The organism is Microbacterium pratiae, assembly GCF_047302165.1.
In the GTDB taxonomy this organism is placed as follows: Bacteria; Actinomycetota; Actinomycetes; order Actinomycetales; family Microbacteriaceae; genus Microbacterium.
Genome location: NZ_CP154843.1, coordinates 426,508 through 439,645, shown reverse-complemented (window position 1 = coordinate 439,645; position 13,138 = coordinate 426,508). Strand labels below are relative to the sequence as shown.

The window sequence follows — 13,138 nt, the reverse complement described above, 5'->3', positions numbered from 1 at the left end:
CGTGTCGGTGTCAGCGACGCTCGCGGTCGCGCCGCGGGCGGAACAGGATGCCGGCCACCCAGTTGATCAGCGCGATGACGATCGCCGCGAGCACGGCGACCCAGAAGCCGCCGATCCGCAGACCCCAGTCCCAACCCGAGGTCACCCAACCGGTGAGCCACAGGAGGAAACCGTTGATGACGAACGAGATCAGGCCGAGGGTCAGGATGTACAGCGGGAACGCGAGCACCTTCAGCACGGTTCCGACGATCGCGTTGACGACTCCGAAGATGAGGGCGATCAGCAGCAGCGTGAGCACGAGCTGCAGATCGCCGCCGGGCGGGAACGCGACGACCGACACCTCGAGCGCCGGGATCAGCGTCACGATCCAGACCGCGAAAGCATTGACGATCAGGCGGATGATGAGGCTCATAGTGCCGTCAGTCTCCCACGGGCACATGCATCCGTCATCCGATCGGCGCGGCAGCATCCGTAGACTCGCATCGTGACCGACCTGCCCGTGCGCATCCGACCCGAGATCGCGGCGCTGCCCGCCTACCGCCAGGGGCGTCAGGCCTCTGCCGACGCCTTCAAGCTGTCGAGCAACGAGAACCCGTTCGACCCGCTGCCCGGCGTCGTCGAGGCCGTGCGCGCGGCGACGACGTTCAACCGGTACCCCGACGCATCGGCCGGTCGCCTGCGCGCCCGGCTCGCAGACCGCTACGCCGTCGCTCCCGACGGTGTGCACGTGGCGGCCGGGTCGGTGTCGATCCTGTACCAGCTCGCGTCGGCGACGAGCGGACCGGGCGACGAGATCATGTTCGCCTGGCGGTCGTTCGAGGCCTATCCCGGACTCGCGACCGTCGCCGGCGCGACGGCCGTCGCCGTGCCGCTGGCCGCCGACGCCGGGCACGATCTCGACGCGATGGCGGATGCCGTCACCGACCGCACGCGGATGATCATCGTGTGCAGCCCCAACAACCCCACCGGTCCCGTCGTCAGCCAGGCGGCGTTCGACGCGTTCGTGGCGCGGGTGCGTTCCGACGTCCTCATCGTCCTCGACGAGGCCTACGCCGAGTTCGTGACCGATCCGGATGCCGTGACCGGTGCCGCGGTTCTCGCCGCGGGTCACGCCAACGTGGTGGTGCTGCGCACCTTCTCCAAGGCCTACGGGCTCGCCGGACTGCGCGTGGGGTACGCCATCGGCGACCACCGCATCCTCGACGCCGCTCGCAGCACGGGCATCCCGCTGTCGGTCACGGCCCAGGCCGAGGAGGCCGCACTCGCGAGCCTCGATGCCGAGGACGAGCTGCTCGAGCGCGTGCGTCACATCGCCGCGCGCCGTGATGCGCTCGCCGACCGCCTGCGTGAAGCCGGCTGGGACGTCCCGGTCGCGCAGGGCAACTTCGTGTGGCTGCCCGCGGGGGAGCGGACGCTCGAGATCGCCGAGGCCTTCGACGCCGCGGGCCTGATCGTGCGCGCGTTCGCCGGTGATGGCGTGCGCATCTCGATCGGCGAGGAGGAGTCGATCGAGCGGATCGTCGCGGCCGCGGCATCCGTCGTCGGCTGACCGCCGCGGCGCGCGCCCCGCGTGCCCGCGTGCGTGTGCCCGGGTGCGTGTGCCCGGGTGCGTGTGCCCGCGTGCCCGCGTGCGTGTGCCGCGATGCAATGCTTCGGCATCGACACGCCGGTGAGGATGCTGTCCGCCCGGGGTGTCGGCCACGATCCCTTGCATCGCGGCGCGGCGCGGCGCGGCGCGGCCGGGCTAGTGCGCGGCGATGTCTCCCCGGCGGAGCGCACTGAGGTAGCGCGTGCGCACGATGACCTGCACGACGCGGACCGCCGGGTAAGCGAACCGCCAGAACCACGTCGGTGCCGGGCGCGAGAGCGAGCGCAGGGTGAAGAGCACCTCATCGCCGCGGCGGGTGATGAGGAACGTCTCCTCGCCCTCGAGCGGATGTCCGGGCAGGGCCAGGTATACGTATCCCACCCGGTCGGACTCGTCGACCAAAGCGACGACCTCGACCGGCTCGCGCAGCACGAACGGGCCGATGCCGGCCTCGAGCCAGTGCCGTCCGCCGACGGCGGGCGGCGCATCGGGCGCGACGCGGAACCCGCTGCGCGTCTTGACCCGCCACGCGAGCAGGTCGGCGCGTGCCCGCTGCCACGCGGCATCCCCGGAGCCGACCCGGACGGTCTTCTCGAAGCGGCGGAAGCCGCCCGGTGCTGCGTTCCACTCGTCACGGTGCGGCAGGCTCATGCGACCAGCATCCCATCCGCCCTGCCCGCCCCCGTGCGCGGATGCAAGGCAATTGCCGCGACACCCGGGGGCGGATGCGGCGGCCTCGGGGTGTCGGCTCAGTGACCTTGCATCGCGGTGCGGCCCGGATGGGCGGGGCGCGGCTCGGACGGGCGGGGTGCGGTCGAACCGGGTGGATCCGGCGTCAGTCCGAAAGGGTGGCCACGAGGTGCGCGGCCCGGCGGGCGAGGAGCCGGCGCAGATAGGGCACGAGCACGAGGCGTTCCGCGAGGCGGCCGAGTACGGGCGAGGCGAGGGTCACGCGGTCGGTCATGACCGTCATCCCGTCCTGCTCGGTGTAGAGATGCTCGTGTCGGAAGACCCGGAAGGGACCGGCCACCTGTTCGTCCACGAAGCGGCGGGGGCGGTCGAGTGCGGTCACCCGCGACGTCATCCGGAACGGGATGCCGAAGTGCCAGGCCCGCCAGGTCACCGTCTCGTCGAGCCCGATCAGGCCGCTCATCACACCGGCGATCGCGCGCTCGCCGGTGCCGCGCATCGATGCCACATGCGCGCCGATATCGCGAGATGCGTCGAACAGCGCCGCCGGCGGAACCGCGGCGCGCGTCACGAGCTCGAACGACGACGTCATCCGCCGATCCTCTCACCGCCCCGGCCACCCGTCGGCCCGCCGCCCGCGCCGTACCTCGATGCAAGTGTTCAGACTCGACACCCCGACACGGATGCCGTCGCCGCGGGGTGTCGGTGACGATCCCTTGCATCCCGGCCCCGCCCGGCCCGGCCCGGGCACCCCACACCCACTCCCACCCCCACCCCCACCAGGGCTTGTGCCGCACCCACCGCGAATCGCGGCATCCGTTGTCGACCGCATGCAGATGGGGCCATACCGGGGGCGTTAGCGTGGGAGGGTGACCGACGAAGCCGAACTCGATCCCGCTCTCGTCCGCGTCCTCGCGGCCGACGGCTCACTCGACCCGTCGCCCGAAGCCGAGCGGTACCTCCCGGTGATCGACGCGCTCTCCGACGCCGAGCTCGAGACGTTCTACCGCGACATGGTGACGGTGCGGGCCTTCGACCGTCAGGCGACGAACCTGCAGCGTCAGGGGCAGCTCGCGCTGTGGCCGCCGTCCTTCGGGCAGGAGGCCGCGCAGGTCGGCTCCGCGCGCGCGGCGCGCCCACAGGACCACCTCTTCCCGTCGTACCGCGAGCACGTGGTCTGCACGATCCGCGGCGTCGACCCGATCGACATCATCCGTCTCATGCGTGGCCTCACCCACGGCGGATGGGACCCGACCGACCCCCGCAACGGCAACACCCACATCTACACGCTCGTGCTCGGCTCGCAGACGCTGCACGCCTCGGGCTACGGCATGGGCATGGTCTTCGACGGGCGCACCGGAACGGGTGACCCCGAGCGTGACGAAGCGGTCATCGTCTACTACGGCGACGGCGCGTCGAGCCAGGGCGACGTGCACGAGGCGATGGTCTTCGCCACGAGCTACAACACCCCGCAGGTCTTCTTCCTGCAGAACAACCACTGGGCGATCTCGGTGCCGGTGTCGACGCAGTCCAAGGTCCCGCTCGTGCGCCGCGGCGCCGGCTACGGGATGCCGTCGATCCGCGTCGACGGCAACGATGTGCTCGCCAGCTACGCCGTCACCAAGCTCGCGCTCGACGAGGCCCGCTCCGGCGAGGGGCCGCGCGCGATCGAGGCGCTGACCTACCGCATGGGCGCGCACACGACGAGCGACGACCCGACGAAGTACCGCACGAGCGACGAAGAGGCCTTCTGGGCGCAGCGCGACCCGATCGCCCGCATGCGCGCGTATCTCGAGGGTCGCGGTGCCGCCGCATCCTTCTTCGACGACGTGGATGCCGCGGCCGCGGCCTACGCCGACGACGTCCGGGTCCGCACGAACCAGCTCACCGCACCCGAGGCCGACAGCATGTTCGCGCACGTCTACAGCGAGCAGCATCCGCTCGTCGACCGGCAGCGGGCGTGGCTCGCCGACTACGAGGCATCCTTCGAGGAGGGACGCGCATGAGCGTCGAGACGCTGCCGTTCAGCAAGGCGCTCAACGCGGGCATGCGCGCCGCGATGCAGCACGACGACCACGTCCTGATGATGGGCGAGGACATCGGCCGTCTCGGCGGTGTGTTCCGCGTCACCGAGGGCCTGCAGGCCGAGTTCGGCGACCGGCGCGTGCTCGACACGCCCCTCGCCGAGTCGGGCATCGTCGGAACCGCGATCGGGCTCGCGATGGCGGGCTTCCGCCCGGTGTGCGAGATCCAGTTCGACGGGTTCGTCTTCCCCGCCTTCGACCAGATCACGACGCAGCTCGCCAAGCTGACGAACCGGCACGAGGGGCGCATGTCGTTCCCCGTCGTCATCCGCATCCCCTACGGCGGGCACATCGGCGCGGTCGAGCACCATCAGGAGAGCCCGGAGGCGTACTTCACGCACACCGCGGGTCTGCGGGTCGTGTCGCCGTCGACGCCGAACGACGCCTACTGGATGATGCAGGATGCCATCGCGTCGAACGACCCGGTCATCTTCCTCGAGCCGAAGTCGCGCTACTGGACCAAGGGCGAGGTCGATCTCGCCGCCCGGGCGCTGCCGCTCCACGCCTCGCGCGTCGTCCGGCGCGGCACCGACGTCACGCTCGTCGGACACGGGGCGATGGTGACGGTGCTGCTGCAGGCCGCCGCGCTCGCCGAGAGCGAGGGCGTCTCGTGCGAGGTCGTCGACCTGCGATCGCTCTCGCCCGTCGATTACGGTCCGATCCTCGACTCCGTCCGGCGCACCGGACGCATGGTCTACGGCCAGGAGGCGCCCGGCTTCACGTCGCTCGGCTCCGAGATCGCGGCGACCGTCACCGAGCAGGCGTTCTTCTCGCTCGAGGCTCCCGTGCTGCGGGTGTCGGGCTTCGACGTCCCGTTCCCCGCGGCGAAGCTCGAGGGCGCGTACCTGCCCGACGCCGACCGCATCCTCGAGGCCGTCGATCGCGCCCTCGCCTACTGACCATCCGACGCGCCTGCGAGAGGATTCCCTCATGAGCACCCAGACCTTCCACCTGCCGGACGTCGGCGAAGGCCTCACCGAGGCCGAGATCGTGCAGTGGCGCGTCGCCGCGGGCGACGAGGTCGCGGTCAACGACGTCCTCGTCGAGATCGAGACCGCCAAGTCGCTCGTCGAGCTGCCGTCGCCGTTCTCGGGCACGGTCGGCGAGCTGCTCGTCGACGAGGGAACGACGGTCGAGGTGGGGGCCGCGATCATCACGATCGCCGGCGCGGCGGCGGAAGCGGATGTCGCGACCGGCGACTCCGCGCACGGCGAGACGCCCGCCGAGAAGCCGGCCGCTGCGGGCGACGCGTCGGAGGAGAACGGTTCGGTGCTCGTCGGATACGGCGGCGCGGGCCAGGTGCAGTCGCGCCGCCGCAAGCCGGCCGAGCCGCCGGTGCGCGCAGCGGTCGGTGTCGTGGCGAAGCCCCCGATCCGCAAGCTGGCGCGCGACCTCGGCGTCGACCTCGCATCGGTCACGCCGACGGGGGCCGCGGGCGAGGTGACGCGCGAGGATGTCGTGAACCACGCGTCGCAGGCATCCGTCTTCCGCAACCTGCAGACGCCGGCCCGGCCCGAGGTGCGCGAGCAGACGATCCCGGTGCCGCCGGCCGTCGTCTCAGCCGGACCCGCTGACGACCGCGAAGAGACCATCCCCGTCAAGGGCGTGCGCAAGGTGACGGCCAAGCACATGGTCGATTCGGCGCACACGGCGCCGCACGTGTCGGTGTGGACCGACGTCGACGCGACGCGCACGATGGAGCTGGTCAAGCGGATGAAGGCGTCGCCCGACTTCGCCGATATCAAGGTCTCGCCGCTGCTGATCATGGCGCGCGCCGTCGTGTGGGCGGTCCGCCGCACCCCGATGGTGAACGCCGCCTGGGTCGAGACCGAGAACGGCGCCGAGATCCGGGTGCGCCACTACGTCAACCTCGGCATCGCGGCCGCGACCCCGCGCGGTCTGCTCGTGCCGAACATCAAGGATGCCCAGGACCTCAACATGCGCGGTCTCGCGCGCGCCCTCGAGAAGCTGACGCTGACCGCGCGCGAGGGCAAGACCTCGCCCGCCGACCAGCAGGGCGGCACGATCACGATCACGAACATCGGCGTGTTCGGCATGGATGCCGGAACCCCGATCATCAACCCCGGCGAATCGGGCATCGTCGCGATGGGCACGATCCGGCAGAAGCCGTGGGTCGTCGACGGCGAGGTGCGTCCCCGCTTCGTCACGACGGTCTCGGGCTCGTTCGACCACCGCGTCGTCGACGGCGACGGCATGAGCCGGTTCATCGCCGACGTGGCATCCGTCCTCGAGGAGCCCGCCCTGCTGCTCGACTGAGCGGGCTGTGGCGAGCGGAGGGGGGAGCGTGATCACGCTCCCCCCTCCGGCGTGGGAGGGATTCCCGCGGGGTGAGGTCCGGTACCGCTCGCCGATGGCGAGCCGGTAGCTGTCGACCCACCTGGAGCACGTCGTCGTCGCCGGATCGTGACGCCGAATCGCGATCCTCGGTCGCCGGGCCGCGAGAACGCACCGTCTCCGCGAGAACGTATCGTGCACGGTGTGTTTTCGCGGCGACGGTATGTTCTCGCGGCGAGCGGGGCAGTAACCTCGGCGCATGAGTGCGCCGCGCGTCCCCGCCCCTGCGAACAAGCCGAAGGGGCCGGCGTCGTACTTTCCGAGCATCGAGAAGACCTACGGGCTGCCGGTCCAGCACTGGCTCGACATCGCCGCCGATCAGCTCTCAGCGGGGACCCCGCACATGCAGGTCGTCGAGTCGCTCAAGACCGAGCACAGGCTGGGTCACGGCCACGCGAACGCCGTCGTCGCGTATGTGAAGGCGAAGCTCGCCGGCTGAGTCGCGGCAGCCGCGGCATCCGTTCTTCGGAGCATGTCGCGAAGCTCGGACTGTTCGCGCGTACGGATCCGAGGTGCGCGCGATTCTCCGAGGGTCGCGAGCGCGACCCTCGCGCGGCTAGCCGGCGACCAGGTGCTCGATGAGGATTTGGGTGCCGATGCCGATCAGCACGATGCCGCCGATGATCTCGGCGGGCTTGCGCCAGCGCGTGCCGATGCGGTGACCGATGAGCACGGCGACGAACGACAGCGCGAACGTGACGAGGCCGATCGAGACGACCGCGATCCACAGCGGCACGTCGAGGAAGGCGAACGACAGGCCGACGGCGAGGGCGTCGATGCTCGTCGCGAGAGCGAGCAGCACGATCTCGCGGGCCGAGAGGCCGGATGCCGCCTCCGCGTCGTCATCGTCGGGACGGAACGCCTCCCACAGCATCTTCGCGCCGATGGCGGCGAGCAGACCGAAGGCGATCCAGTGGTCGAACGGGGCGATGGCCTCGGCGAAGGTGCTGCCGAGCAGCCAGCCGATGAGCGGCATCACGGCTTGCGCGAGCCCGAAGGCGCCGGCGATGAGCAGGGCGCCCCGCACGACGTGGGTGCGCAGCTGCAGTCCCTTGCCGAGGGCGACGGCGAACGCATCGGCGGAGACGCCGACGGCCAGGATGAAGAGCGCCCAGGGCGACATGGCTCCTCCTCGAAGCGGGGATGACGGGATGGCGGGCGATCGTCCCGGGCACCGTCGAACGGAGATCGGCCGCTCTCGAGCTTGCCAGTCCCGGGCCGTCGAGAATGACGAAAAGCCCTGATTGACAGCATTTCGGGCGAGCGAATCGTTCGGTCGCCCGAAAACGGTCACCGTCTCAGATCACCCGGTCGTTGCCCCCGTCGACGCTGAGGTGGGCGCCGGTCGTCGCCGGCAGCTGCTCGCAGAACACGGCGATCGCCTCGGCGACGATCGCACTCGTGACCTCGACGCGCAGCAGGTTGCGCGTGCGGTACTCCGCGACGCTGAGCCCGTAGCTGGCCGCACGCTCCGCGAGCAGCTCGGGCGTCCAGATCGCGGTATCGAAGACCGCATCCGGCTCGACCTGGTTCACCCGGATGCCGTCCGCGGCCCACTCGATCGCCGCGACCCGTGCGAGCTGGGCCGCCGCCGTCTTGCTGGCCGAGTACGACGCGACCCCCGGCCCCGGCGCCGCGACGTTCTTCGTCGACACGAGCACGACCCGCCCGCCCCGCGGCGACCGGGCCAGATGGGGGTGCGCCGCCCGCATCAGGCGCAGCGGCGCGGTGGCGTTGACCCGAAGAGCGCGCTCCCAGGTCGCGTCGTCGAGGTCGGCGATGGGCTGACTGCGGGGGAAGATCCCCGCCGCGACGACGAGCATGTCGACGCCGCCGTAGGTGCGGACCGCCTCGTCGAGGGTGCGCTCGATGACCGCCGGATCGGCGACGTCCCCGACGACACCGCGCCAGGCGTCGCCGGTGAAAGCCTGCTGCACGCCCGGATCGAGATCGACGCCGACGACGGCGGCACCGTCGGCGAGCAGCCGTTCCGCGGCGGCGCGGCCGATGCCCGAGGCGGCGCCCGTCACGATGGCGACCTCGCCGGCGAGCGGCGCGCGGCGGCGGTTCGCGAGCTTGGCCTGCTCGAGCGACCAGTACTCGATGTCGAAGCTCTGAGCCTCGTCGAGCGAGCGGTAACCGCCCAGCGCGTCCGCCGCATCGATGACGGCGATGGTGTGCTCGGCGATGTCGGCCGCGACGGCGACATCCCGCACGGTATCGCCGGCGGTCAGCATCCCGAGCTCCGGGTCGAGCACGACGCGGGGCGCGGGATCGAGGGGAGTCACCGGCGCCGTCAGGCGGTGCCGGTTGCGCTCGACATAGGCCCGGTACGTGCTCGCATAGGTGGCGACGTCGCGCCCGACGAGCGGATGCCGCTTCGTGTAGATGACGTGCTCGGGGGTCGCCGTTCCCCGGGTCGTGGCCGTGTCGAGGTCCGGGCGTCCGGCGAACGCCGCGGCGCGGCCCGACCGGCTCTGTCGCAGCAGCATCGGGCGGCCCGCGGCGCGTGCGATGTCAGCGCGCAGGCCCGAGATGGTCTCGAGCGTGCCGCGCGGGGGGATGTCGTTCTCACCGGCATCCGACCGGTCGGGGGCGACGATCCCCGAGACCTCGGCCGCGCGGGCGACGATCTCGCGATGGCGGGCGAGCACGGCGTCGGGGTCGTCGCCGAAGGTGAACAAGCCGTGGTTCCGGAGCACGAGCGCGTCCACGCCGCTCAGGTCGGTGTCGGCCACGAGCCGGGCGAGCGGGAAGCCGGGCATAACGTAGGGCAGAACGGCGACCCGCGGGCCCAGCGCCGACGCGACCTCGTCGTCGGGCACGTCGCGATCGGTCACGGCGACGATCGCGTCGGCGTGGGAGTGGAGCGCGACGCGTCCCGGGAGGTGCGCGTGCAGCAGCGCCTCGATCGAGGCGGTCGGCGCCGATGCGTCGAGAGAGGCCTGGCGCAGCTCGTTCACCATCGTCGGGTCGTCGAGGTGCGGCAGGCGCAGCAGGGCTTCGAGCCGTTCGCGGCGCAGCGGCGCGAACCCCGCGGGCTCGATCGTGGCGAGATCCCATCCGCTGCCCTTGACCAGGACGAGGTCGACGGGCTCGCCCGTGACGTCCTCGCCTCGCGCGGTGATCGACGTGTTCCCGCCCCCGTGAAGGACGAACGAGGGATCGCCGCCGAGCGCGCGGCTGACGCGGACGATCTCGTCGAGCGCGGCCGACACCGGGAGAGAGGGGGTCATGCGTAGGCCTCCCAGACGCTCGTCATCGACGAGACGACCCGGTCGAAGCGTGCGGCCTGCTGCTGATACGCCGTGCGGCAGATGCCCGGTTGCACGACGAGCGCCGGGTCGGGCTCGACGCCCCACGGGGCCATGTCGACCCCGACGCCCCGCGCCGCGAGCGAGGCGACGCCGCGGGCGCCCAGCTCGGTGCCGAGCTGCCGGCGCATCGCGTGCCCGATGACGTCGGCGAACATCTGCGCCCACTGCGGGTTCTTCGCCCCGCCGCCGGCGAGGGTCCACGGGGCGTCGGTGACGACGGCGCCCGTCGCGACGACCTTCTCGATCTGCACGCGGTGGTACTGCGTGATGCCTTCGGCGACCGCGCGCGCGACGTGCGGGTAGCCGTGGCTTCCCTTGATCCCGACGAACGTGCCGGAGGCGCCGAGATGCTCGGGGGCGCCGTGGATGAACGGCAGGAACAGCAGGCCGTCCGCCAGCGGCGGTGCCCCGTGCGCGGCCTCGAGCAGGTCGCGTGGGGTCAGCGGCAGAGTGGCGCGGGCGCCGAGCAGTCCGGATGCCCACTCGATGCTCGCCGCGGACGTGGGGGCGACCTCCATGGCCAGCATGAGCCGGGGGTCGGGGAGCAGCGCGTTGATCGTGACACGCGGGGGAACGGCATCCGTCGGCACGACGACGGCGTTGATCGCCCACGTGCCCACGATCACCGTGACGTCGCCGAGGTCGGTCGATCCCGCCCCGAGCGGGCTCGCGACGCAGTCCATGCAGCCGGCGACGACGGGCGTGCCCTCGGCGATCCCCGAGCGTGCGGCGGCGTCGGCGCTGATCGTGCCGACGACCTCGTCGCTCGCGTGCAGGGGCGGCAGGATGCGCTGGAGCTCGCGAGGCAGGCCGAGCATGTCGAAGACCTCGGGCTCGTACTCCCGCTCGCGGAGGTTGACGAGGCCGCACCCCGACGAGTCCGACGTGTCGGCGCTCGCGACGCCGGTGAGGCACGCGGTGATCCAGTCCTTGCAGGTCAGCGCCCACCGCGCCCGGTCGAGCGACTCCGGCTCGTTGTCGAGCAGCCATCGCAGCAGCACGCCCGGCTGCGCCGCCCACGGAAGCGATCCGGTGAGCAGCCGCATCCGCTCGACGGCCGCAGGATCGAGAGCGGCCACGACGTGCTCGGCCCGGCTGTCGGTCGAGGCGATGGCGGGCCGCACCGGCTGCAGGTGTTCGTCGACGAGGTACAGGCCGTTGCCGTGACCGGTCGCACCGACCGCCGAGACGGTCCATCCGTCGGCAGCGAGCCACGCCGTGAGGTCGCGGAGGACGTCGGCGACGACGTCCCACAGGGTGTCCATCGCGATCTCCTGCCGCTCGCGCGAGACCGCGACGCGCGGGTTCGGCGCGGAGACCGTGCGGATCTCCCGCCCGGCGTCGTCGAACGCCGCCGCTTTGGCAGACGTGAGGCCCACGTCGATGCCGATGACGCAGATCTTCATCGATCCTCGTTTCTCGCTCAGGCGGCCGTCGGCTGAGCGGATGCCGGGCGCAGGGTTCGGGGTGCGAAGCGCCGGGCGGCTTCACGGTATCGCGCCAGCTCGGCATCCGCGCGCTCGGCGCTCCAGGCGCCCTGCGCGACGAGCACGTCGGCCGCGCGCGCCGCGCAGCCGAGGCCCACGTCGCTGTTCAGGGCGATCGCGGTGCGACGGATGAGGACGTCCTCGAGCGTGTGGGCGCCTTCCTCGCGGACGGCGTAGACGACCTCCGCGGCGATCGCCCCGCTCTCGTCGTCGATGACCTCGGCGAGTGACGGGTCGGATGCCGCGAGCATCTCGATCGGACGGCTGAGGGTGCCGTACAGGTCGGCGAGTCGACGGGCGCTGCGCTCGGGGAGGGGGCTGCGGGCGACGCTGTCGGCGACGAAGCGTCCGTGATCGCCGGCGGGTGCGCCGGGGAACCGCGCCGTCCGCGTCGCGGAGCGGCGACGGCCGAGACCGAGTGCCGCCTCGATGCGCCGCAGCGCTTGCTCGCCCAGAGCGCGATGGGTCGTGTACTTCCCGCCGATGACGGTCAGCAGTCCAGCGGCGGCTCCCGTGTGCACGACGATCTCGCTGTCGCGGCTGACCGACGCCGGGTCGCTGAGGTCGGCGACGTAGGGGAGGGGGCGGACGCCCGAGAACGACCAGAGCACGGCGTCGGGCCGGAGGCCGGCCGCGGGGATGAGGCCGTTGACGGCTCGCAGCAGATACTCCACCTCGTCGTCGTCGACGACGATCTCGTCGATCGACCCGTCGTAGGGCAGGTCGGTGGTGCCGATCATGTATTTGCCGTCCCACCACGGCAGCACGAACATGGGCCGGCCGTCGTCGGGCGACTCGAAGAAGATGCACGTGTCGGGCGCGCCCGGGAACGCGTCGACGACGAGGTGGCTTCCCTTCGTCGGCCCGATGCGGCGGGGGTGATCACCCTGAAGGTCGAGCACGGCGTCGACCCAGGGACCGGCGCAGTTGACGACGACGGGCGCGCGCAGCGTCCGCTCGCGACCGTCCTCACGGTCGAGGTACCGGACACCGGCGATGCGTCCGTTCTCGCGGATCAAGTCGGTGACGGGGGTGTGGGTGAGCACCGTCGCGCCGTGGTTGGCCGCGTCGATGGCGAGCTCGATGCCGAAGCGCTCGGTCACCGGCACGTGCGCGTCCTGGAAGAGCCCGCCCCACTTCACGCCGCCCGCGGCCACCGACGGCCACTCGCGAGACAGGCGGCCCGAGAAGACGATGCGGTTGCGGGGCAGCTTCTTGCCGAACGACAGGATGTCGTGCAGCAGCAGGCCGCACGAGAGCAGCCATCCCGGGCGCGAGGCGCCCCGCGAGAAGGGAATCAGCATGGGGTACGGGCGCACGAGATGCGGCGCCGTGCGCAGCAGGATGTTGCGCTCGCGGATCGACTCGAGCACGAGGGGGATCTCCACGCGCTCGAGGTACTTCAGGCCACCGTGGATGAGACGCGTCGAGATCGCCGACGTGCGGGCGGCGATGTCGTCACGGTCGATGACGACGATGTGGAGGCCGCGGCTGGCCGCCTCACGGGCGATGGCGAGGCCGTTGATCCCGGCGCCGATGACGACGACGTCGGCCGAGGTGGGCTCGGCATGGGTACGAAGCGAGGGCATGCTGCATCCTTCTGGTCTCGGGGCGCCC

At 71.7% G+C, this 13,138-nt stretch carries 12 protein-coding genes; 5 read left to right on the top strand and 7 right to left on the bottom strand.

Features of this window, described 5'->3' with window-relative positions; genetic code table 11:
* Positions 1–10: 10 nt before the first annotated feature.
* Entirely contained in the window at positions 11–412 is a 402-nt protein-coding gene (locus tag AA0Y20_RS02075; RefSeq protein ID WP_412937051.1) for a phage holin family protein, read from the bottom strand.
* Positions 413–484: 72 nt separating this feature from the next.
* On the opposite strand from AA0Y20_RS02075, the gene AA0Y20_RS02070 reads away from it, so the two are divergent.
* Positions 485–1,549, top strand: a complete 1,065-nt coding sequence (locus AA0Y20_RS02070) for a histidinol-phosphate transaminase (protein ID WP_412937049.1) — start codon at positions 485–487, stop codon at positions 1,547–1,549.
* 195 nt (positions 1,550–1,744) lie between these two features.
* Here AA0Y20_RS02070 and AA0Y20_RS02065 read toward each other — a convergent pair whose 3' ends face one another.
* Positions 1,745–2,239, bottom strand: a complete 495-nt coding sequence (locus tag AA0Y20_RS02065; RefSeq protein WP_412937047.1) for a DUF1990 family protein — start codon at positions 2,237–2,239, stop codon at positions 1,745–1,747.
* 184 nt (positions 2,240–2,423) lie between these two features.
* Positions 2,424–2,870, bottom strand: coding sequence for an SRPBCC family protein (locus AA0Y20_RS02060; protein WP_412937046.1), 447 nt, complete (start codon positions 2,868–2,870; stop codon positions 2,424–2,426).
* A 277-nt stretch (positions 2,871–3,147) separates the two neighbouring features.
* On the opposite strand from AA0Y20_RS02060, the gene AA0Y20_RS02055 reads away from it, so the two are divergent.
* From AA0Y20_RS02055 to AA0Y20_RS02040, 4 genes are all read left to right on the top strand, one after another.
* Positions 3,148–4,284 (top strand): thiamine pyrophosphate-dependent dehydrogenase E1 component subunit alpha, encoded by a 1,137-nt coding sequence (locus AA0Y20_RS02055; protein ID WP_412937044.1) that lies wholly within the window; start codon positions 3,148–3,150, stop codon positions 4,282–4,284.
* Positions 4,281–5,261 carry an alpha-ketoacid dehydrogenase subunit beta gene (locus tag AA0Y20_RS02050; protein WP_412937042.1) on the top strand — a complete coding sequence of 327 codons (981 nt, stop codon included), beginning with the start codon at positions 4,281–4,283 and terminating at the stop codon, positions 5,259–5,261. The genes AA0Y20_RS02055 and AA0Y20_RS02050 overlap by 4 nt, the downstream gene beginning before the upstream one ends.
* Positions 5,262–5,292: 31 nt before the next feature.
* A complete protein-coding gene (locus AA0Y20_RS02045) occupies positions 5,293–6,639 on the top strand; it encodes a dihydrolipoamide acetyltransferase family protein (protein ID WP_412937041.1) in 1,347 nt (448 codons plus the stop codon).
* Positions 6,640–6,916: 277 nt separating this feature from the next.
* On the top strand, positions 6,917–7,156 hold the full coding sequence (locus tag AA0Y20_RS02040) for a DUF4287 domain-containing protein (RefSeq protein WP_412937040.1): 240 nt from the start codon (positions 6,917–6,919) through the stop codon (positions 7,154–7,156).
* Between the two features lie 117 nt (positions 7,157–7,273).
* On the opposite strand, the gene AA0Y20_RS02035 is transcribed toward AA0Y20_RS02040, so the two are convergent.
* The 4 genes from AA0Y20_RS02035 to AA0Y20_RS02020 form a co-directional block, all read right to left on the bottom strand.
* Positions 7,274–7,840: a manganese efflux pump MntP family protein gene (locus AA0Y20_RS02035; RefSeq protein WP_412937039.1), complete on the bottom strand. Its 567-nt coding sequence runs from the start codon at positions 7,838–7,840 to the stop codon at positions 7,274–7,276.
* Between the two features lie 175 nt (positions 7,841–8,015).
* Positions 8,016–9,953, bottom strand: coding sequence for an SDR family NAD(P)-dependent oxidoreductase (locus AA0Y20_RS02030; RefSeq protein WP_412937037.1), 1,938 nt, complete (start codon positions 9,951–9,953; stop codon positions 8,016–8,018).
* Positions 9,950–11,440: an FGGY-family carbohydrate kinase gene (locus tag AA0Y20_RS02025; RefSeq protein ID WP_412937036.1), complete on the bottom strand. Its 1,491-nt coding sequence runs from the start codon at positions 11,438–11,440 to the stop codon at positions 9,950–9,952. The genes AA0Y20_RS02030 and AA0Y20_RS02025 overlap by 4 nt, the downstream gene beginning before the upstream one ends.
* 17 nt (positions 11,441–11,457) lie before the next feature.
* Positions 11,458–13,110 (bottom strand): FAD-dependent oxidoreductase, encoded by a 1,653-nt coding sequence (locus AA0Y20_RS02020; protein WP_412937034.1) that lies wholly within the window; start codon positions 13,108–13,110, stop codon positions 11,458–11,460.
* Between the last annotated feature and the right edge of the window lie 28 nt (positions 13,111–13,138).